We start from the raw sequence: 19,786 nt of genomic DNA, 5'->3' as shown, positions 1-19,786 counted from the left end.
AGGAACAGCATGTCAGCACACCAGTCCGGGGCGCCGGTCGAGGGCCCCGGCGACATCCCGGCCGCCGTCGACGTGGTCGTCGTCGGCAGCGGCCCGGCGGGCGCCGCGTACGCCCACCAGATCCACGCGGCGCACCCCACGGCCCGCGTCCTGCTGGTCGAGGCGGGCCCCGTGCTCACCGACCCGCCCGGCCGGCACCTGACCACGATCACCGACGCCGGGGAACAGCGGCGCGCCAGGGTCGCCGCCCAGGGCCCCCACCAGCGTCCGTACGCGACGGCCGCCGCCTCGGCCGTCGCGCACAACCAGAGCCCGGAGGAGCGCGCGCGGGCCCTCGTCGACAGGCCGGGCATGTTCGCCGTGGGCTCCGGCGACCTGACGGCCGACGGCCTGCCCGCCGCCCAGCAGGTGTGCGGCGTGGGTGGCATGGGCGTCCTGTGGTTCGGCGCCGCCCCGCGCGCCGGTGAGGACGAGCGCGTCGGCTGCGTGCCCCCCGCCGAGCTCGACGAGGCGTACGAGACCGCGGAACGCCTGCTCCGCGTGGACAGCACCCAGTGCGACGACTCCCCCTTCGCCGCGCACGTGCGCCACCTGCTGGGACGGGAACTCGACCAGGGACGCGCCCCCGACCGCACGGTGCGGGCCATGCCCCTGGCCGCCACCCGCGTCGGCGGTGAACTGCGGCGCCACGGTACGGACGTCATCCTCGGAGAACTCCCGACGGGTCCGGGCAGCAGCGTCGAACTGCGCGCGAACACCCTGTGCGAACGGGTCCTGGTGCGCGACGGGAGGGCCGTCGGCGTGCGGCTGCGCGACCGCGGCACCGGAGACGGCCACGTGGTGGGCGCCGACTACGTCGTGGTGGCCGCCGACCCCTTGCGCACCCCGCAACTCCTTTTCGCCTCGGGGGTGCGTCCCCGGGCCCTCGGCCGCTACCTCAACGAGCACCCGCAGGTCTCGGTGATCGCCGAGGTCCACGGGTACGCCGCGGCCGAGGGGGAGTGCGAGCCGCCCGGCGGGGTCACGTGGATCCCGTACGAGGGCCGGCGCTACCCCTTCCACGGCATGCTGACCCGGATCGACCCCGCCACCGTGTCGAACGGCGCGCGGACCCGGGAGGCGGACGCACCACTGGTCGCGGTGCACCTGTTCACCTCCCAGCGCCCGCGGCCCGAGAACCGGCTCGAGTTCAGCGACACCGAGCGGGACTGGGCCGGCATGCCCGCCATGACGATCCACCACACGCTCGACGAGGAGGACCGCGCGACGCTCGCGGAGGCCGAGCAGGAGGCGCTGCGGCTGAGCAAGGTCCTGGGCCGCCCCGCCGAGGGCGAGCGGGCCTGGGTCCTGCCCTCGGGCAGTTCCCTGCACTACCAGGGCACCGTGCGCATGGGCCCGGACGACGACGGCACCAGCGTCTGCGACCCCGCGGGACGGGTGTGGGGCGTCGACAACCTCTACGTCGCGGGCAACGGCGTCATCCCCACGCGTACGGCCTGCAACCCCACCCTCACCAGCGTCGCGCTGGCCGTCATCGGGGCCCACGACATCGCACGCCGCATCAGCGGCACCCGGAGCGCCGCGTCCGCGGTCGCCGCCGCGCCGAAGGAAGGGCAGGACACGTGATGCACACCCAGCTGGGCCGCACCGGCCTGCGCGTCAGCCGCCTGGCACTCGGCACCGTCAACTTCGGCGGACGGGTCGAGGAGGACGAGGCGCGTGACCTCATGGACCACGCCCTCGACCGGGGCATCAACCTGCTGGACACGGCCAACACCTACGGCTGGCGCGTCCACAAGGGACACACCGAGGAGGTCATCGGCCGCTGGCTCGACAAGGAGCCGGGCCGCCGTGACCGCGTGGTCCTGGCCACCAAGGTGGGCGACCCGATGGGCGACGGGCTCAACGACAGCGGGCTGTCGGCCCGGAACATCGTCGCGGCCTGCGAGGCGTCGCTCAGGCGCCTCGGCACGGACTGGATCGACCTCTACCAGATGCACCACATCGACCGTTCCGTGCCCTGGGACGAGGTGTGGCAGGCGATGGACATGCTGGTGACGCAGGGCAAGGTCCGCTACGTCGGGTCGTCCAACTTCGCCGGCTGGGACATCGCGTCCGCCCAGGCGGCCGCCCGGCGCAGGAACACGCTGGGCCTGGCCTCGGAGCAGTGCGTCTACAACCTGGTCAGCCGGTACGCGGAACTGGAGGTCATCCCCGCGGCCCGGGCCCACGGCCTCGGCCTGCTGGTCTGGTCGCCGCTGCACGGCGGTCTCCTGGGCGGCGTTCTCGCCAAGCAGCGCGCGGGCACGGCCGTCAAGTCCGCCCAGGGCCGCGCGGCACAGGCCCTCCAGGAGCAGTACGACACCGTCCACGACTACGAGCGGCTCTGCGCGGAACACGACCTCGACCCGGCCGTCGTGGGCATGGCCTGGACGCTCTCGCGCCCCGGGGTGACCTCCGCGGTGATCGGCCCGCGCACCCGGGCGCACGTCGACGGCGCGCTCCAGGCCCTCGAACAGCCCCTGCCCGAGTCGCTGACGTCGCGGCTCGACGAACTCTTCCCTCCCGTGGGCCGCGGCGGTCCCGCCCCGGACTGCTGGCTCTCCTGAACCTCACGCACACGGAACGAAACGAAAGGAAACACACCCCCATGAGCGAGAACAAGTACACCGACCCGCGGATCGTCCCGCACGAGTCCGCGCAGGACCGCGACGCCCGCGAGCGCCTGACCAAGCTCCTCGTCGACACGCCGATCCCGCCCGAGTACCTGATCGACAACCTGCCGGTGTACCTGCGCCGCCAGCAGCTCGCCGACCTGCTCTCCATGGACGCCCTCTACCGCATGCTGCCGGAAGTGCCCGGCACCATCATGGAGTTCGGCGTGCTCCACGGCCGCCACCTGGCGACGCTGACGGCCCTGCGCAGCATCTACGAGCCGTACAACTCGCTGCGCCGCATCGTCGGCTTCGACACCTTCACCGGCTTCCCCGACGACATCAAGGACGTCGACAAGGTGAGCACCAGCGCCGTGCCGGGCCGCTTCGCGACCCCGGACGGCGAGGTCGACCACCTGCGCGAGGTGCTCGCCGCCCACGAGGCCACCGAGCCCTTCGGACACACCCAGCGCTCCTTCGTGGTCCAGGGCGACGTCCGCGAGACGGTCCCGCGTTACCTGGAGGAGAACCCGGAGACGGTCATCGCGATGGCCTACTTCGATTTGGACCTGTACCAGCCGACGAAGGAACTCCTGCTGGCCATCAAGCCGCACCTGACCAAGGGCAGCATCCTCGCCTTCGACGAGCTGGCCCACCCCAAGTGGCCGGGGGAGACCACGGCCCTGCGCGAGGTCTTCGGCCTCGACATGGCCCCGCTGCGCCAGCTGCCGGGCCGCGAGCCCCCGGTCATCTACATGAAGTGGGGCGAGTGACGGCGGGTGCGGGCGGCGCGTGACGTCGGGGCGGAGTCCGGGGTGACGGGGGCCCGCCTTCGGGCCGGTGGGTAAGGTGCGCGGGCCTCGCCTTCTGGCACCAGCTCGCCACGGGGGTGGAGTTCATCGCCGACCGGGCCGCCCGCACCGCCTGGCACGTGCTGTACGGAGTGGTCGGCGTGCTGCTCCTCTGGCATCGCGTGCTGACTCCGATATGGGCGGTTCTTCCGCTGGCGCTCCCTCACGAAGGGGCTGCGCTGGACGGCGCGCCCGTACTCGCTCTCCGCGCCGCCCCGGCCCGATCTCCCGCGGATCACGGTCAAGGCCGTCGGCGGGCACGGCGCGGCCCTCGCCGGGCTGCGGCCGGGTACCCGCGTGTGGGCCGAGGGCCCGTACGGATCCCTGACCGCCGCCCGCCGCAGCCGCGGCACGGTGCTGCTGATCGCGGGAGGCGCGGGCATCACTCCGCTGCGGGCGCTGTTCGAGACGCTCCCGGGCGCCGGGCGCGATCTGACACTGCTGTACCGGGCCCGCACGGCGGAGGACCTCGCTCTGCGCGAGGAGCTGGAGGCCATCGCGGACGACCGGGGGGCGCAGCTCCTGTACGCGGTCGACGGGCCGGACGTCAGGCGGCCGTCGATCACCGCCGGAATGCTGCGCCGGATCCTGCCGGACATCGCCCGGCACGACGTGGACGTGTGCGGGCGGCAAGGGCTCGCCGTGGAGTCGTACGCCGCCCTGCGGGAGACGGCCGTGCCGGACCGGCGGATCCACCACGAGTCGTTCGCCTCCTGAGCCTCGGCCGCCGAACCGATCCGCCGCCGAACCGATCCGCCGCCGAACCGATCCGCTACCGAACCCATCGTCCGCCGGCCCTGTGTGACGCGCGGCGGCTCCCTGACGCTGAGCGGGGTGTGAGGAAGAATCGTCCGCTCCGCAGGGCGGTGCTCGCCGGGGCGGGCACCGGGTCCGCGGTCGTCCTGCCGCTCGCGCTCAAGCCGACCGCGGATCCGTCGCCCGCCCACGACGCGGCGGGCCCGGGCACTTCCGTGCCGTCCGCGGTCCGCGCCGAGGCCGGAGCCTCGTCCTCCGCCCTCGTCTCGCCGTCGGCCACGGTGAGCGCCTCGGCGAGCGCCTCTGCCCCGGCGAGTGCGTCGCCCTCGGCCGTACCGTCGGCGTCGCGTACGACCGCGACCCGGACCCCGACCCCGACCACGGCCCCGACCGTGACCACGACCGAGACGACCGCACCGGATCCGGGACGTATCCGCCGAGGCGATTCCCCAGCTCCACCAGCGGACGCTGGTGGCGCAGAGCGCGGACAACGACTCCGTGTCGGGAGCCACCTACACCAGCGCCGGCTATCGCCGGTCGCTCCAGAGCGCCCTGGACGCGGCAGGTGTCTGAGCCGCGCGTACGCCATGTGGAACACGTGATGGGCACGGCTTTCTCGTTCGACGTACGCGGGTGCTCCGACGTCTCCCGTACGCCCGAGGCGCTCGCGGAGGCGCTGGACTTCCTGCTTCATGTGGACCGTGTCTTCTCCCCGTACCGTGAGGACAGCCAGGTCAGCCGCCTGACGCGCGGAGAGCCCACCCGTGAGCGGTGCGGCCCGGACGTCCGGGAGGTGACGCGCCTGTGCGAGGACATGGAGCGGCGGACGCGGGGCTGGTTCTCTCCCCGGTACGCGGGAGGTCGAGGCGCCGGCGGATGGGATCCGACCGGCCTGGTGAAGGGCTGGGCCACGGAACGCGCGGCCCGCGTGCTGGCCATGGCGGCCCGCTGCGACGCCGCGTGTGTCAACGGGGCGGCGACATCCAGCTGCTCGGCGGGCCCTGGCGCATCGGCCTCGCCGACCCCCTCCAGCCGGGCGCCCTGGCCGCGGTGGTGGAGGTGTGGGCGCCGATGTTCCCGACGCGGCCGTGGCGACGTCCGGCCCGGCGGAACGCGGCTGCCGCATCCTCGACCCGCACACGGGAGAACCGCCCAGGGACCCGGCGGCGGCGATGACGGTCGTCGGAGCCACGCTCAGCGTCGCCGACGCCTTCGCCACCGCCGCGTACGCCACGGGCGGCGGCGCCCGCTCCTGGCCGGAGGAACAGCCGGACGCCGAGGGCCTGTCGACGACCGCCTCCGGCGCCACCTGGCAGAGCTCCGGCTTCGCCCGCTGGACCGCCTGACACCTCGGGCGGACGAACCGCCGGTGGCCGTTCCGTCGTACGGGGGCGGAACGGCCACCGGTGCTCACCGGGATGACGCACGGCTGACGGCACGTCGCCCGAACCAGCCCCGCTCGCGGCCGACTTCGGGCACGAGTGCGGTCCGGATCAGTCGCCGGTGAAGCCCCAGAAGCACAGCTCCGTCGGGTGGCCCTCGGCGCTGTGGACGACCGTGCAGCAGCCGGAGCCGCGGTCGGACGGGGGGAACCAGCCGTCTCCGGACCGCTTCAGGGCCTGCTCGACGACCTCCCGCACGGGTCGGGCCGTCCCGAACAGTTCGACGACCTCCGCCGCTTCGACCACCCTCACGTCGCCGGGCTCCTCCAGGCCCTCGTCGCAGCGGACCACGCGCTCGACGTCCAGCACCGAATGCGCCGGCTCCTCCGCCAGCCAACCGCTCGCCGTCAGGGCCGCCAACGTCTCGACGCCTTCCTCCCGGTAGTACTCGGCATCCTGGGCGAAGACCGCCTCGCGCAGAGCGTTCAGCGCCTGCTGTTCGCTCTCACGGAACGGTGTGAAGTACGACCATCTGCTTGCTCCCATGCCTGCGCACCCTACGCGGGCGCGTACGTCCGTCACTCAGGAGGAGGCGCGCTCCCGGGCGGCCAGACGGTCGAGGTGGTGCTGGGCCAGTTCCGCGGGGACGGGGCCGAGTTCGTACCCGAGGGGAGCGAGTGCCGGCGGCAGGACGTAGCCGCGGCCGCCGACCGCATACGCGACGTGCCGTCGCGGACACCATGGCCCTCGCCCGCGAGCACGTCACCCACCTCGACGGCCCGCGGGCCGAGACCCGGCTACAGCGCGAGCCGGCCGAGGCGATGGCACCGCACGGTGGAGCGCCTTCGCCCCTGGACCTACCACCCCCGGAGCACCGGCCGGCCGCTCAGCAGCGGACGGCGTCACCGGGGTGCGTCACCGGCGTTCGTACGCCGGAGTGCGACGGCCGTCACGACGAGCCCATCGCGGCAGAGCCAGCGGCCTTCGATCACCTTCAGGTGCTCGCCGTCCGGGCCTTCGGCAGGAACGGCGACGTGCGCGGTGAACGTTCCCGCGTCCGGGTCGATCCGGATGTCCGCCTCCTCGAAGTCGAGTTCGCGCTCCGTCAGCGGGTACCAGACCTTGAACACCGACTCCTTGGCGCTGAACAGCAGGCGGTCCCAGTGGACCTCCGGTGCGGACGCGGTCAGTGCGCGGATCCTGACGCGCTCCTGCGACAGGGAGACGTACTCCAGCAGTCCTTCGCCCAGGGGTTCGTTCGGTTCCGCGTCGATGCCGAGGCCGCGGTAGTCGCGGACGTGTCCGACGACGGCCGCGCGGTACCCGGCGCAGTGGGTCATGCTCCCCACGAGACCCGCCGGCCACCGCGGGGCGCCCCGTCGCCCCGGTACGAGCGCCACCGCGGGCACGCCCAGCGCGTTCATCGCCCGCCGGGCGCACATACGGACGTCCGCGTACTCCTGCCGCCGTTTCGGTACGGCGCGCGCGACGACGGCTGCCTCTTCCGGGAACAGGGCCCGGACGGCCGACTCGGAGTCGAGGAAGGTGTGGGCGGCGCTCGCGGGCGCGGGTATCAGGTCCTCGATCACGATGACCGCGCCGCCACAGCGCCGCGCCGCCCGTGCGGTTCGTGAGGCCGGCGCGCCCCGCGCCCGATCCTGCTGCGGGTCACTTCCGTCATGCGCCCAACGTAACGTGCGCGTCCGGCGACTCGACGTCGGGATCGGTGCCCTCGCGGCTCCCCGTGGCGCCACTGAACTGTCACACGCCGCACAGGGGAGCGTCCTTCATGGCCCACGAGCAAGCCCCCGCGCATCGCGCCCACCCCTGGCACGGGATCATGGTCGCGGGTCATGCCCGGCGTCTCCGCCCACGGCAGCGCCGAGGCCCTGCACGCCGACGGCAGCATCGTCGCCGTCAAGAAGCTCACGCCCTACCGCTCTGCAAGTCCCTTCACGCACTGCTCCGTTGGGCATCTGAAGTCGAGTTCATCCAGGCGATCAGGCCCTCCATGGACCTCGTCGGCCGCCCCGGTGGCGCCCCACCCGCGCGCTGCGCGCGAGGGCGCCAACTCCCGCACGGCAGAAGGGGAAACGTGACATTGTACGATGCCCCTCCGTGACATCCCGGAGGGCGCACGATGGGTGACCTGAAGCAGTACGGCCTCGTCAGGGCGCAGGAACGCCTCCGCGACCAGGTCGGGCACGCGCTCCGCGCCGCGCTCATCGCCGGCGAACTCCGGCCGGGCCAGGTCTACTCGGCCCCCGGACTCGCCGACGACCTCGGCGTCTCCGCCACCCCCGTCCGCGAGGCCATGCTCGACCTGGCGCGCGAGGGCCTGGTCGAACCCGTCCGCAACAAGGGCTTCCGTATCACCGAGGTCAGCGAACGGGACCTCGACCAGTTCACCGAGCTGCGCACCCTCATCGAGGTGCCCACCGTCGGACGCGTCACGAGGACGGCCCACCGGGAGCGGCTGGAGGCGCTGCGCCCGATCGCCGGGGAGATCGTGGCCCGCGCCAGGGAACACGACCTCATCGGCTATCTGGAGGCGGACCGCCGCTTCCATCTCGCGCTGTTGGCCCTCGCCGGCAACGACCGCCTGGTGGAGACGGTGGGGGAGCTGCGCAAGCGCTCCCGCCTCTACGGTCTGACCGGCCTGGACGAGGCGGGCAAGCTCGTCTCCTCCGCGGAGGAACACCTCGAACTCCTCGACCTGATGATCGCCGGCGACGCACCCGGGGCCGAGGCCTGCATGCGCCGCCACCTCGGCCACGTACGGTCCCTGTGGGCCGACGCCCGCGACGAGTCGACCGACGCCCGCGACGAGTCGACCGACGCCCGCGACGAGTCGACCGCCGACCGTGCGACGGGCCGATAGCGAGCGACCGGACCCCGCCGCGTGCTGCTCGGCTCCTTCTCCAAGGTGATGGCCCCCGGCCTCCGGCTCGGATTCCTGCGCGCCCCCGCCGGTCTCCGTCGCGCCGACGTCGAGGCGGACAAGAGCCTCGCCGGGGCGGACAAGAGCGCATAGCTGCGCCATCCGGGCATCACCTCGTGTCGTTGTTGGGCCGAACGGGTGAGGAGCGGGAGGATGGGGCCATGAGTAGGTACGAGAGGTACGACGTCACCGACGAGCAGTGGGAAGGCCTTGCCCAGGTCGTGCCCCTGCGCGGCCGTGACGAATGGCCGTCCAGGGTCGACCACCGCAGCATTCCCGAGCAGTACGAGTCCGCCGAGCAGCGCCGTATGGTCGTGCTCCGCGTGCAGGTGTTCGCCGACGCCCGTGAGGTCGCCGAGTACCTCATCGCCCAGATCCCGGTGCTCCTCGACCTGACGAGCGCCGACACCGAGGTCGCCAAGCGCATCCTCGACTTCAGCAGCGGTGTCGTCTTCGGTCTCGGCAGCGTGATGCACCGCGTCGACCGGAACGTTTTTCTTCTCGCCCCGGCCGGCACGGAGGTCGAGGGCGCGGAGGGCGAGGACGAGGAGGAAGCCGTCCGGGGCAGGAGCGCCGGCGTCCCCCGATCGTAGGAAGGTCATCTCGACGTAACGGTTCGTCAGGGAATGGACTGCGTACGGTCCGGGCATGGACCTCACCGGCGGCTTCACGCTCGACGACTCCTCCACCGTCGCCCCTTCCCCCGTCACGCCCTTCCCCGTCGCGCCTTCCCCGGGCGCTCCCTCCGTCGGCTCTCCTTCCCACGGCACCTCCCCTCGCGGCTCCGCCTCCCTCCGCGCCTCCGTCCCCGAGGCGCGGGGGCCGGCCCCGGCGGAGTGCCGGCCCCGGCGGGGAGCCGGACGCGGCTCCGAGGGCGAGGCCGGACGCGGCGTCGAGAGCGGGGCGGGAGGCGCGGTCGGCGGAGAGGGCGGCCGGCCGCGCGCACGGCCCGCCGTCACCGAGCTGCGGCTGTCCGCGTTCGCCGGACACCGCGCCGCCGTGCACGCGCTGGGTCCTGTCACCCTCTTCGCCGGGCCCAGCGGCAGCGGCAAGTCCACCACCCTGCGGGCGTACGAGGCGCTGGCCCGCCTCGGCGCGGGCGATCCGCTCGGTGAGGTGTTCCCCGACGCGGCCGACTGCGTCCCCGAGCGGGCCAGGCCCGACGCCCAGGGCAGGCGCGGCTTCCGCATCGGATGCACGGTCGACGGACCGGAGGGTCCGGTCCACCTGGACCTCGCGGTGCAGGCCGAGCCCCGCCTCCGTATCGTCGGCGAGCGGCTGACCGGCCGTGGCCGCACCCTGCTCGCCACCGCACTGCGCGACCCGGGCCGCAGCACCGTCCAGGCCGAGTGGCACACCGCAGGCACGACGCCCGTCACGCGGGCGCCGTTCCCCGACGACCTCCTGGGTACGGCTCTGCTGCCGCTGCGGGTCGCGGGGAAGACCCCGGGGCAGTTGGAGGTCCTGGCCGCCGCCGAGCAGGTGGTCATCGGACTGCGGTCCGCCTTCGCCTGCGACCCCCGTCCCGAGCGGATGCGGGCTCCCGTGCCCCCGGGCGAGGGGCGGCTGCGACGCGGCTGCGGCAACCTCGCCGAGGTCCTGCACCGCACCCACACCGACTGCCCCCGCCGGCACCAGCGCCTCGCGATCCTGGCCGGAGCCGGCTGCGCGGGACCCGTCACCGGACTCGCGGTGCAGGAACTCCCGGAGGGCACCGTCCGGGCGGTCCTCGAACGGGGCGGTCGGCCCGCGACCCCGCTCGGCCGCCTCGGCGACGGCGAACTGCGCTATCTCGCCCTCGCGCTCACCCTGCTCACGGGGCCCGGCGTGCTCGCGATGGACCGGATCGCCGAGGTGCCCGACGCCATGCAGTCCCTGACGCTGCTCGCCGACGGCCTCGACCGGGGACTCGACGGGCGTCAGGTGACCGAACTCCTGCGGCTGGCCACGGGCATCGCCGCCGACGGACACATCCGGATCGCCGGGACGGTCGGGGACCGGGCGGCGGAGGAGGCGCGCGGGACGCCCGGGGTGACGGTGGTAGACCTGGGGGCGTGACGGACAATGACGTGACGGGCAACGACGTAGCGGGACTTCAGCGGAGACTGGCCGAGTTCGCGGCGGCCCGCGACTGGCAGCCCTACCACACGCCCAAGAACCTGGCCGCGGCGCTCAGCGTGGAGGCGTCCGAACTCCTGGAGATCTTCCAGTGGTTGACGCCCGAGCAGGCGGAGCGGGTGATGGACGACTCCGGTTCGGCGCACCGGGTCGCCGACGAGGTGGCGGACGTCCTCGCCTATCTCCTCCAGTTCTGCACGGTGCTCGGGATCGATCCGCTGGCCGCCCTCGCGGCGAAGATCGACCGCAACGAGGTCAGATTTCCGGTGCGGAAGCGGGGCGGTGAGGCGGGGGAGGAGGGCAAGGGAGAGGCCGAGAGGGAGGGTGAGGGAGAGGCGTGACCGTAGATCGTCACTCTTCGGAGTGATCGACTTTTCCCCGTCGTGCCCCCTGTCCACAGATTTCCGAATTCCCCTGGTGTTGGGGCTCAGGCGGCCTCACTCTGGGTAATGGAGTGAGTGGGCAGATAAGTCGTACGAACGGGGGCGGCGTTGATGGAAGCGGAGCGGCTCATCGCGCTTGGCCGGCACGCGCTGGCGGAGAGCGGGACGGCACAGGGCATCGTGGCGGAGGCCTGGCAGGCGCAGGCCCTCGCCCAGGCGATAGGGAATCATCTCGCGCTCTGCGGACCGCAGGAGCTGCGCGGCGAGGCGCGCGGTCTGAGTGAGATCGGGGAGTACCAGGCGTGGGGTTCGGACGGGCCGCGTGCGGCCCAGCTCTCCGAAGTGGCCGACCCGCAGGGGTCGTTGACCGCGTTGGGTGAGCTGCTCGGGGAAGTGGGGATCGCGCTGGTCGGAGTGGCCGTCGCCACCGATGAGGAGGGGCTCTACTGGCAGTGCATCGAGGCCATCGACGCCGCCGACGAGTCGAGCGACCGGGTGCGCGGGATGCTGCGGCGCCTGGCCGTCCGCGACGGGGAGCGGGCCCGCCCGCCCGACCCCGCCCGGGGGCGCGCGGGCCCGGGGCGGGGCCGGTGGTGAGCGGCGCACGGCGTGGGCCGGTGCCGGTCCCGCTCATGGCGGTCAGGTGCGGGCCGACCCGACCGGTGGCGACCCCGCTCGCGCAGGCCCCCCTCGCGCAGACCCGGCTTGCGCTGATCGCGCCCGCGTCTGCCGTCCGGCTCGCCCTGGCCCGACTGGCGTCGCTCGTCCGGCTAGTGCTGCTCGGGTCGCTGCTGGGCCGGCTCGTCGCGGTCGGTCGTGGACTGGAGGTCGGCGTCCAGTTGGGAGAGGTCGGCGGAGAGCGCCGCCATCAGCTCCTCCATCTGCTGGAGCAGGCCCTTGGGGGCACCGGCGCCCTTCTGCTCGGGCACGGACTGCGGCACCGGCTGCTCGGGCACGGCCCGCTCCGGCGCGGCTTCCTGGGACATGGCGGCCTCCTGGGCCCGGACCCCGCCATCGAGGACGGGGCCACGAGAGAGACGCACCGGCAGCGGCCGCCGGCGCGCGGGCCGGGCGGTCCGGCTCCGCCCGAGCCAACGACGGGTGCCGGGCCCCGGTCACTGGCCGGGGTGGACGCGGCCCGCCAGGGGGCCGGATATTCACCCGACCGAGCCGCGGCGATCAAGGAGGTGACGGGGACGTTGACGGAGCAGCGGAGAGCTTGACGGAGAGGTTGACACGCACCCGACGGTGCAGGATGGAGGCATGGATCTTCGCATCTTCACCGAACCCCAGCAGGGGGCGGACTACGACACCCTCCTCACGGTGGCACGCGCCACGGAGGACCTCGGATTCGACGCCTTCTTCCGCTCCGACCACTACCTCAGCATGGGCTCGGCCGACGGGCTGCCCGGACCGACGGACGCCTGGATCACCTTGGCCGGGCTCGCCCGGGAGACCAAGCGGATCCGCCTCGGCACGCTGATGACGGCCGGTACCTTCCGGCTTCCCGGCGTCCTCGCCATCCAGGTCGCCCAGGTCGACCGCATGTCCGGCGGGCGCGTCGAGCTGGGGCTCGGGGCGGGGTGGTTCGAGGAGGAGCACAAGGCCTACGGCATTCCGTTCCCCAAGGAGAAGTTCGGCCGCCTCGAGGAGCAGCTGGCGATCGTCACCGGTCTGTGGGAGACCGAGGTCGGCAAGACCTTCAGCTACGACGGGGAGTTCTACCAGCTCACCGACTCTCCCGCGCTGCCCAAGCCCGCCCAGGAGAGGGTGCCGGTGCTGATCGGCGGGCACGGCGCGAGCCGTACGCCGCGTCTGGCCGCGCGGTACGCGGACGAGTTCAACCTTCCCTTCGGCTCTCTGGAGGAGAGCGAGCGGCAGTTCGGCCGGGTCCGGGCCGCGGCCGAGGCGGCGGGGCGGGCGCCCGGCGACCTCGTGTACTCCAACGCGCTGGTCGTCTGCGTCGGCAAGGACGACGCAGAGGTGGCCCGCCGGGCCGCCGCCATCGGGCGCGACGTGGACGAACTGAAGGCGAACGGTCTCGCGGGCTCGCCCGCCGAGGTCGTCGAGAAGCTCGGGAGGTACGCGGCCGTCGGTTCCTCCCGGGTCTACCTCCAGGTCCTGGACCTGGACGACCTGGACCACCTGGAGCTGATCTCCGCACAGGTCCAGTCGCAGCTGGGATGAGGGGAGCGCTCCGATGAAGCCGGTCCGCACGTTCGCCGAAGCCCTCGGGGCGGGGGTGCTCGTCCTCGACGGCGGGCTGTCCAACCAGCTGGAGGCGCAGGGATGCGACCTCACGGACGCGCTCTGGTCCGCGCGGCTCCTCGCCGACGGGCCCGCGCAGATCGAGGCGGCGCACGCGGCGTACGTACGGGCCGGTGCCCGGGTGTTGATCACCTCCAGCTACCAGGCCACCTTCGAGGGCTTCGCCCGGCGGGGCGCCGGCCGCGCGGAGGCGGCCGGGCTGCTCGCGAGGAGCGTGGAGTTGGCCCGGACGGCTGCGGGGCGCGTCAGGGAGGAGATCTGGGTCGCCGCGTCCGTGGGGCCGTACGGCGCGATGCTCGCGGACGGGAGCGAGTACCGGGGACGGTACGGGCTTTCCGTACGGGAGCTTGAGGCGTTCCACCGGCCCCGGATCGAGGCGCTCGTGGCGGCGGAGCCGGACGTGCTCGCCCTGGAGACGGTTCCGGACGTGGTGGAGGCGGAGGCGTTGATGCGGGCGGCCGAGGGGTGCGGGGTGCCCGTGTGGCTGTCGTACACGGTCGAGGGCGGCCTGACCCGGGCGGGGCAGGACCTGGCGGAGGCTTTCGCGGTCGCCGCCGGGAACGACCAGGTCGTCGCCGTGGGGGTCAACTGCTGCGACCCGGCCGGGGCGGGGGCCGCAGTGGAACGCGCGGCGGTGGCGACCGGCAAGCCGGCTGTCGTCTATCCCAACAGCGGTGAACTGTGGGACGCCCGTGGGCGGGGCTGGCGCGGCGAGACGGCTTTCGACCCCGCCCGCGCCGTCGAATGGGCCGCGGCCGGTGCCCGGATCGTCGGTGGCTGCTGCCGGGTGGGCCCCGCCACGATCGCGGCTCTGGCGGCGTCCCTGGCCGCCGGGGAGGAGGGGAGCTGAGTCGCCGGAACCCCATGGACAGCGGATCCTTGACATGTAAATATATGCAACATGACGCATGATCATGCATTCGAGAGCGCTGGGGACTCCGACTCCCTGACGTGGCCGACCGGCTTTCGCGCCTACACGGGGAACGGCGGTCTGCGCGCCCACGGCGACGACATCTCCGTCGTCGCGTCGGACCGGCCGGCCGTCAGCGCGGCGGTGTTCACCCAGAGCCTCTTCGCGGGTCCGGCCGTCGTCCTCAGCCGCGCGCACGCCGCCGGACGGAACCTGCGGGCCGTGACGACACTCGCCCAGAACGCGAACGTCGCCACCGGCCGCCGCGGCGAGGAGAACGCCGCCGAGGTCGTCCGCCGCGTCGCCGGGATGCTGGGCATCCCGGAGGGTGAGGTGCTCATCGGCTCCACCGGCGTCATCGGACGCCCGCTGCCGATGGACACCATCCGCGCGCACTTCGACGAGGCGGCCGGCGGCGGCCTCGCGGCGTTCGTGGCGGGGCCGCTGGACGTGGCGCGGGCGATGATGACCACCGACACCCGCCCGAAGACCGCCGTACGAACCGTCGGGCAGGCCCGCGTCGTGGGCGTCGCCAAGGGCGTCGGCATGCTGGAGCCGAACATGGCCACGATGCTGTCCTACCTGTTCACCGACGCGGACGTGTCCGCGGCCGACCTGGACGGCGCCTTGCGGGCGGCGGTGGACCGCACGTTCAACTGCCTGAGCGTCGACACCGACACCTCCACCTCCGACACGGTGGCGATCATCGCCAACGGCGCCGCGGGACCGGTCGATCCGACCGAGTTCGCCGACGCCCTCGCCGACCTCTGCCTGGACCTCACCCTGCAGCTGGCCGGTGACGGCGAAGGCGCCACCAAGCTCCTGCGCGTCACCGTCGCCCAGGCCGGCGACCACGCACAGGCCAAGCGCATCGCCAAGAGCGTGGTGAACTCCCCTCTGGTCAAGACCGCCGTCCACGGCGCCGATCCCAACTGGGGCCGCGTACTGATGGCCGTCGGCAAGAACACCGACGACACCGACATCGCGCCGGACAAGGTGACCGTGCGGTTCGGCGACGTCGAGGTGTACCCGGAAGAGCCCGGAGCCGACACCCTCGACGCACTCGCCGACATCATGCGCCGGGACGAGGTCGACATCGTCATCACGCTCGGCATCGGGGAGGCCGAGGCCACGGTCTACGGTTGCGACCTGTCCGCCGGCTACGTCCGCGTCAACGCCGACTACACGACATGACCGGGCCCGCCGCCCGAAAATGCCTGGTGGGGACGGTGAGAGGGGAACCATACTCGGACGGGTGTTCCTGACGATCAGTACGACCGGCAACCAGGAGCGTCCCGCGACCGATCTCGGCTTTCTGCTGCACAAGCATCCCGAGCGGGCGCAGACGTTCTCGACTTCCCACGGCACGGCGCACGTCCTCTACCCAGAGGCGAGCGCCGAGCGGTGCACGGCGGCACTTCTCCTGGAGGTGGACCCCGTGGCGCTGGTGCGCCGCGGCAAGGGCAAGGGCCGGGGCGGCGCCCCGGACTCCGCGCTCGCGCAGTACGTCAACGACCGGCCCTACGCGGCGTCCTCGCTGCTCGCCGTCGCGCTCGCCAAGGTATTCAAGACGGCGCTGCACGGAGTGTGCCAGGCGATGCCCGAGCGGGCCGCCGCGCCGCTGCCGCTGCGCGTCGAGGTCCCCGCGCTGCCCGCGAGGGGCGGCGCGGACCTGGTGCGCGCGCTGTTCGGCCCGCTGGGCTGGGACACGGTGGACGTCGAGCCGGTGGCCCTGGACACGGACTTCCCCGCGTGGGGCGACTCCCGCTACGTGCGGCTGGTCCTGGAGGGCGAGCTGCGGCTCGCGGACGCCCTCAACCACCTGTACGTCCTGCTGCCGGTCCTCGACGACGCCAAGCACTACTGGGTCGCGCCCGACGAGGTCGACAAGCTGCTGCGCGCCGGTGACGGCTGGCTCGCCGGCCACCCCGAGCGGAAGCTGATCACGGCACGCTACCTCTCCCGCCGCTGGGGCCTGGCCCGCGAGGCGACGGAGCGGCTCGAACTGGTGCGGCTCGCCGAGGCAGAGGGTCTGGACGTCGACGACGTCGACAACGCCGTCGACGAGTCGACCGACACCGAGGAGCGGCCGGTGCCGCTCGCCGAACAGCGGCGGGAGGCGATCCTCGCCGCCCTGACCACGGCGGAGGCGAGCCGGGTCCTCGACCTGGGCTGCGGTCAGGGGCAGCTGGTGCAGGCCCTGCTCAAGGACGTCCGCTTCACGGAGATCGTCGGTGTCGACGTGTCCGTCCGCGCCCTGACCGTCGCCGCCCGCCGGCTGCGGCTCGACCGGATGGGGGAGCGGCAGGCGGCCCGTGTGAAGCTGCTGCAGGGCTCGCTCGCGTACACCGACAAGCGGCTGACCGGCTACGACGCGGCCGTGCTCAGCGAGGTGATCGAGCACCTCGACCTGCCGAGGCTGCCGGCCCTGGAGTACGCGGTGTTCGGCTCGGCCCGGCCGCGTACGGTCCTCGTGACCACGCCGAACGTCGAGTACAACGTCCGCTGGGACACGCTCCCCGCCGGGCACGTCCGGCACAGCGACCACCGCTTCGAGTGGACGCGCGAGGAGTTCCGGAGCTGGGCCGCGTCGGTGGCCGAGCGGTACGGGTACGGCGTCGGGTTCACGCCCGTCGGCCCCGACGACCCCGAGGTCGGACCGCCCACCCAGATGGCCGTCTTCACCCGCACCGACGAGACCCGCACCGGCGACGCCCGCACGAGCAAGCCCGCCGGCGAGACCACCGGCGAAACCACCGGCGTCACCCGTACCGACGAGACCACCGGCGCCACCCGTACCGACGAGACCACCGGCGTCACCCGTACCGACGAGACCCTGAAGGAGGTCGCGGCATGACCCGTACCCTGCCCGTCACCGACCTGTCCCTCGTGGTGCTCGTCGGTGCCACCGGCTCCGGCAAGTCCACCTTCGCCCGGCGCCACTTCAAGCCGACCGAGATCGTCTCCTCCGACTTCTGCCGGGGGCTCGTCGCCGACGACGAGAACGACCAGTCCGCGAGCCGGGACGCCTTCGACGTCCTCCACTACATCGTCGGCAAGCGCCTCGCGGCCGGACGCCTCGCCGTCGTCGACGCCACCAACGTGCAGCAGGAGGCCCGGCGGCAGCTCGTCCAGCTGGCCAGGTCCCACGACGTGCTGCCCATCGCGATCGTCCTCGACCTGCCCGAGGACGTGTGCCGCAGCCGGAACGCCGCCCGCCCGGACCGCGCGGACATGCCCGCGCACGTCATCCAGCGTCACCGCCGCGAGCTGCGCCGTTCGCTGCGGGGCCTGGAGCGCGAGGGGTTCCGCAAGGTGCACGTGCTGCGGTCCGTCGAGGAGGTCGAGGACGCCGAAGTCGTCCTGGAGCGCCGCTTCAACGACCTGCGTCACCTCACCGGCCCCTTCGACGTCATCGGTGACATCCACGGCTGCCGCTCGGAGCTGGAGACCCTGCTCGCGAAGCTCGGCTACGTCGACGGCCACCACCCGGAGGGGCGTACGGCGGTCTTCGTCGGTGACCTCGTCGACCGGGGCCCCGACTCGCCCGGCGTGCTGCGCCGGGTGATGGCGATGGTCGCCGCGGGCGACGCGCTGTGCGTCCCCGGCAACCACGAGAACAAGCTCGGCCGCTGGCTCAAGGGCCGCAAGGTGCAGGAGACGCACGGCCTGGCCGAGACGATCGAGCAGCTGGGGCGCGAGAGCGAGGAGTTCCGGGCGGAGGTCGGACGGTTCATCGAAGGACTCGTCAGCCACTACGTCCTCGACGGCGGCGACCTCGTCGTCTGCCACGCGGGGCTGCCGGAGAAGTACCACGGCCGGACCTCCGGGCGGGTGCGCTCGCACGCCCTCTACGGGGACACCACCGGGGAGACCGACGAGTTCGGGCTGCCGGTGCGCTACCCGTGGGCCGAGGAGTACCGGGGGCGGGCCACCGTCGTGTACGGGCACACGCCCGTGCCGAACACCTCCTGGATCAACAACACCATCTGCCTCGACACCGGAGCCGTATTCGGCGGGAAGATGACCGCGCTGCGCTGGCCGGAGCGCGAACTCGTCGACGTCCCGGCCGAGCGCGTCTGGTACGAGCCTGCCCGGCCGCTCGCGACCGAGGCGCCCGGCGGGCACCAGGGACGTCCCCTGGACCTGGCCGACGTGCACGGCCGGCGGATCGTGGAGACCCGGCAGCACGGCAACGTCGCCGTGCGGGAGGAGAACGCGGCGGCGGCTCTCGAGGTGATGAGCCGGTTCGCGGTCGATCCCCGGCTGCTCACCTACCTGCCGCCGACCATGGCGCCGACCGCCACCTCGCAGGAGGAGGGCTACCTGGAGCACCCGGCCGAGGCCTTCGCCCAGTACCGGGCGGACGGGGTCGAGCGGGTCGTGTGCGAGGAGAAGCACATGGGCTCCCGGGCCGTTGCCCTGGTCTGCCGGGACGCCGGGGCCGCCCGCGAGCACTTCGGCGTCGACGGGGTGACCGGTGCGCTGCACACCCGCACCGGGCGGCCCTTCTTCGACGACCCGCCCGTCACCGAGGAGGTCCTCGGCCGGCTGCGGACCGCGATCGGAGCCGCCGGGCTCTGGGACGAGTTCGGCGCGGACTGGCTGCTGCTCGACGGCGAGCTGATGCCGTGGTCGCTCAAGTCGGCCGGACTGCTCCGCCACCAGTACGCGGCGGTCGGCGCGGCCTCGGGAGCCGTCTTCCCCGGCGCCGTCGCCGCCCTCGAACGGGCGGCGGCACGCGGGGTCGACGGGATCGACGGGCTGCTCGCCAAGCAGCGGGAACGGGCGGCGGACGCGGCCGCGTTCACCGAGGCGTACCGCAGGTACTGCTGGCCGACCGAGGGCCTGGAGGGCGTACGGTTCGCCCCCTTCCAGCTGCTCGCGGCGACCGGGCGCTCGCTCGCCGCCGTACCCCACGACGAGCAGCTGGCCTGGCTCGACCGGCTCGTGGAGCACGATCCGACCGGGCTGCTCCAGGTCACCCGTCGGCTCGTCGTCGACACCGGCGACGAGGCGTCGGTCCGCGCAGGCGTCGACTGGTGGCTGGAAATGACCGGCGCGGGCGGTGAGGGCATGGTCGTCAAGCCGCTGGCCGCGCTGGTCCGCGACCCCAAGGGCAGGCTCGTCCAGCCGGGCGTGAAGGTGCGGGGCAGGGAGTACCTCCGGATCATCTACGGCCCCGAGTACACCCGGCCGGAGAACCTGGAGCGGCTGCGGCAGCGGTTCCTCGGCCACAAGCGCTCCCTGGCGCTGCGCGAGTACGCGCTTGGCCTGGAGGCGCTCGACCGGCTCGCGGAAGGGGAGCCGCTCTGGCGGGTCCACGAGGCCGTCTTCGCGGTCCTGGCCCTGGAGTCGGAGCCGGTGGACCCGAGGCTCTGACGCCGTGAGCCCGGCCTGATCGACGAGAGACCGACGAGATCCGACGAGATCCGACGGGGGGCGCAGGGGTGCCGAGTACGGCGCTCCCCTGCGCCCCCCGTGCTCGTTGACGCGTTTCTTCCGCACCCTCTAGCGTTCTTC

19 protein-coding genes and 2 pseudogenes are annotated in these 19,786 nt (G+C 73.2%); 17 read left to right on the top strand and 4 right to left on the bottom strand.

The features are described 5' to 3' along the window. Positions 1-9: 9 nt before the first annotated feature. From IO20_RS0111980 to IO20_RS38440, 4 genes and pseudogenes are all read left to right on the top strand, one after another. On the top strand, positions 10-1,626 hold the full coding sequence (locus IO20_RS0111980; protein ID WP_063761389.1) for a GMC oxidoreductase: 1,617 nt from the start codon (positions 10-12) through the stop codon (positions 1,624-1,626). Further along, entirely contained in the window at positions 1,626-2,609 is a 984-nt protein-coding gene (locus tag IO20_RS0111975) for an aldo/keto reductase (RefSeq protein WP_051874409.1), read from the top strand. Before IO20_RS0111980 ends, IO20_RS0111975 begins: the two co-directional genes overlap by 1 nt. A gap of 41 nt (positions 2,610-2,650) precedes the next feature. Next, the gene (locus IO20_RS0111970; protein WP_030549336.1) at positions 2,651-3,427 is read left to right on the top strand and encodes a class I SAM-dependent methyltransferase; all 777 of its coding nucleotides are present in this window, start codon (positions 2,651-2,653) and stop codon (positions 3,425-3,427) included. Between the two features lie 86 nt (positions 3,428-3,513). Next, a pseudogene (locus tag IO20_RS38440) lies at positions 3,514-4,222 on the top strand (ferredoxin reductase domain-containing protein); the annotation flags it as partial. Positions 4,223-4,277: 55 nt separating this feature from the next. Here the strand turns inward: IO20_RS38440 and IO20_RS40250 are convergent. Beyond that, complete coding sequence (locus IO20_RS40250; RefSeq protein ID WP_157850764.1) at positions 4,278-4,643, bottom strand: hypothetical protein; 366 nt, start codon at positions 4,641-4,643, stop codon at positions 4,278-4,280. A gap of 89 nt (positions 4,644-4,732) precedes the next feature. On the opposite strand from IO20_RS40250, the gene IO20_RS38430 reads away from it, so the two are divergent. Together IO20_RS38430 and IO20_RS42325 are read left to right on the top strand one after the other, a co-directional pair. Continuing rightward, positions 4,733-4,834 (top strand): FMN-binding protein, encoded by a 102-nt coding sequence (locus tag IO20_RS38430; protein ID WP_245684929.1) that lies wholly within the window; start codon positions 4,733-4,735, stop codon positions 4,832-4,834. Positions 4,835-4,862: 28 nt separating this feature from the next. After that, positions 4,863-5,607: pseudogene (locus tag IO20_RS42325) on the top strand (FAD:protein FMN transferase). 147 nt (positions 5,608-5,754) lie between these two features. Here IO20_RS42325 and IO20_RS0111950 read toward each other — a convergent pair. Beyond that, entirely contained in the window at positions 5,755-6,189 is a 435-nt protein-coding gene (locus IO20_RS0111950; protein ID WP_030549340.1) for a hypothetical protein, read from the bottom strand. Between the two features lie 356 nt (positions 6,190-6,545). After that, positions 6,546-7,232 (bottom strand): 4'-phosphopantetheinyl transferase family protein, encoded by a 687-nt coding sequence (locus IO20_RS0111945; RefSeq protein ID WP_030549341.1) that lies wholly within the window; start codon positions 7,230-7,232, stop codon positions 6,546-6,548. Positions 7,233-7,783: 551 nt separating this feature from the next. On the opposite strand from IO20_RS0111945, the gene IO20_RS0111940 reads away from it, so the two are divergent. The 6 genes from IO20_RS0111940 to IO20_RS0111915 all read left to right on the top strand — a co-directional run bounded on the left by IO20_RS0111940 (position 7,784) and on the right by IO20_RS0111915 (position 11,682). Further along, on the top strand, positions 7,784-8,524 hold the full coding sequence (locus IO20_RS0111940; RefSeq protein ID WP_051874411.1) for a GntR family transcriptional regulator: 741 nt from the start codon (positions 7,784-7,786) through the stop codon (positions 8,522-8,524). A 21-nt stretch (positions 8,525-8,545) separates the two neighbouring features. Further along, on the top strand, positions 8,546-8,677 hold the full coding sequence (locus IO20_RS41980) for a hypothetical protein (protein WP_281181605.1): 132 nt from the start codon (positions 8,546-8,548) through the stop codon (positions 8,675-8,677). Between the two features lie 68 nt (positions 8,678-8,745). Then, positions 8,746-9,177, top strand: a complete 432-nt coding sequence (locus IO20_RS0111930; protein WP_030549345.1) for a cell division protein SepF — start codon at positions 8,746-8,748, stop codon at positions 9,175-9,177. Positions 9,178-9,232: 55 nt separating this feature from the next. Beyond that, a complete protein-coding gene (locus IO20_RS0111925) occupies positions 9,233-10,642 on the top strand; it encodes an AAA family ATPase (RefSeq protein WP_030549347.1) in 1,410 nt (469 codons plus the stop codon). Between the two features lie 11 nt (positions 10,643-10,653). After that, positions 10,654-11,043, top strand: a complete 390-nt coding sequence (locus IO20_RS0111920; protein WP_031127166.1) for a nucleotide pyrophosphohydrolase — start codon at positions 10,654-10,656, stop codon at positions 11,041-11,043. Between the two features lie 153 nt (positions 11,044-11,196). After that, on the top strand, positions 11,197-11,682 hold the full coding sequence (locus IO20_RS0111915; protein WP_030549352.1) for a DUF6099 family protein: 486 nt from the start codon (positions 11,197-11,199) through the stop codon (positions 11,680-11,682). 173 nt (positions 11,683-11,855) lie between these two features. Here IO20_RS0111915 and IO20_RS0111910 read toward each other — a convergent pair whose 3' ends face one another. Continuing rightward, the gene (locus IO20_RS0111910) at positions 11,856-12,071 is read right to left on the bottom strand and encodes a hypothetical protein (RefSeq protein WP_030549354.1); all 216 of its coding nucleotides are present in this window, start codon (positions 12,069-12,071) and stop codon (positions 11,856-11,858) included. A gap of 277 nt (positions 12,072-12,348) precedes the next feature. Here IO20_RS0111910 and IO20_RS0111905 point away from each other — a divergent pair, with 277 nt between their 5' ends. From IO20_RS0111905 to IO20_RS0111885, 5 genes are all read left to right on the top strand, one after another. After that, positions 12,349-13,272 (top strand): LLM class F420-dependent oxidoreductase, encoded by a 924-nt coding sequence (locus IO20_RS0111905; protein WP_030549355.1) that lies wholly within the window; start codon positions 12,349-12,351, stop codon positions 13,270-13,272. A gap of 13 nt (positions 13,273-13,285) precedes the next feature. Then, entirely contained in the window at positions 13,286-14,203 is a 918-nt protein-coding gene (gene mmuM, locus IO20_RS0111900; protein ID WP_030549356.1) for a homocysteine S-methyltransferase, read from the top strand. 51 nt (positions 14,204-14,254) lie between these two features. Beyond that, positions 14,255-15,457 carry a bifunctional glutamate N-acetyltransferase/amino-acid acetyltransferase ArgJ gene (gene argJ, locus IO20_RS0111895; RefSeq protein ID WP_051874412.1) on the top strand — a complete coding sequence of 401 codons (1,203 nt, stop codon included), beginning with the start codon at positions 14,255-14,257 and terminating at the stop codon, positions 15,455-15,457. Positions 15,458-15,518: 61 nt separating this feature from the next. Further along, a complete protein-coding gene (locus IO20_RS0111890) occupies positions 15,519-17,120 on the top strand; it encodes a 3' terminal RNA ribose 2'-O-methyltransferase Hen1 (protein WP_078945952.1) in 1,602 nt (533 codons plus the stop codon). Further along, positions 17,117-19,645 carry a polynucleotide kinase-phosphatase gene (locus tag IO20_RS0111885; protein ID WP_030549364.1) on the top strand — a complete coding sequence of 843 codons (2,529 nt, stop codon included), beginning with the start codon at positions 17,117-17,119 and terminating at the stop codon, positions 19,643-19,645. Before IO20_RS0111890 ends, IO20_RS0111885 begins: the two co-directional genes overlap by 4 nt. Positions 19,646-19,786 lie beyond the last annotated feature (141 nt).

The sequence above is a fragment of the Streptomyces exfoliatus genome, assembly GCF_000725545.1.
Lineage (GTDB): Bacteria > Actinomycetota > Actinomycetes > Streptomycetales > Streptomycetaceae > Streptomyces > Streptomyces exfoliatus.
Note: the sequence above shows the minus strand (reverse complement) of the source record. Positions and strands in the feature narration are given on the sequence as shown.

What these genes read in the sequence shown, in the direction of transcription:
- IO20_RS0111970 (WP_030549336.1), top strand. Translation starts at nt 2,651, where the DNA reads ATGAGCGAGAACAAGTACACCGACCCGCGGATCGTCCCGCACGAGTCC.
- argJ (WP_051874412.1), top strand. Translation starts at nt 14,255, where the DNA reads ATGACGCATGATCATGCATTCGAGAGCGCTGGGGACTCCGACTCCCTG.
- IO20_RS0111910 (WP_030549354.1), bottom strand. Translation starts at nt 12,071, where the DNA reads ATGTCCCAGGAAGCCGCGCCGGAGCGGGCCGTGCCCGAGCAGCCGGTG.
- IO20_RS0111950 (WP_030549340.1), bottom strand. Translation starts at nt 6,189, where the DNA reads ATGGGAGCAAGCAGATGGTCGTACTTCACACCGTTCCGTGAGAGCGAA.
- IO20_RS0111975 (WP_051874409.1), top strand. Translation starts at nt 1,626, where the DNA reads ATGCACACCCAGCTGGGCCGCACCGGCCTGCGCGTCAGCCGCCTGGCA.
- IO20_RS0111940 (WP_051874411.1), top strand. Translation starts at nt 7,784, where the DNA reads ATGGGTGACCTGAAGCAGTACGGCCTCGTCAGGGCGCAGGAACGCCTC.
- IO20_RS0111915 (WP_030549352.1), top strand. Translation starts at nt 11,197, where the DNA reads ATGGAAGCGGAGCGGCTCATCGCGCTTGGCCGGCACGCGCTGGCGGAG.
- IO20_RS0111905 (WP_030549355.1), top strand. Translation starts at nt 12,349, where the DNA reads ATGGATCTTCGCATCTTCACCGAACCCCAGCAGGGGGCGGACTACGAC.
- IO20_RS0111885 (WP_030549364.1), top strand. Translation starts at nt 17,117, where the DNA reads ATGACCCGTACCCTGCCCGTCACCGACCTGTCCCTCGTGGTGCTCGTC.
- mmuM (WP_030549356.1), top strand. Translation starts at nt 13,286, where the DNA reads ATGAAGCCGGTCCGCACGTTCGCCGAAGCCCTCGGGGCGGGGGTGCTC.
- IO20_RS0111925 (WP_030549347.1), top strand. Translation starts at nt 9,233, where the DNA reads ATGGACCTCACCGGCGGCTTCACGCTCGACGACTCCTCCACCGTCGCC.
- IO20_RS0111930 (WP_030549345.1), top strand. Translation starts at nt 8,746, where the DNA reads ATGAGTAGGTACGAGAGGTACGACGTCACCGACGAGCAGTGGGAAGGC.
- IO20_RS0111980 (WP_063761389.1), top strand. Translation starts at nt 10, where the DNA reads ATGTCAGCACACCAGTCCGGGGCGCCGGTCGAGGGCCCCGGCGACATC.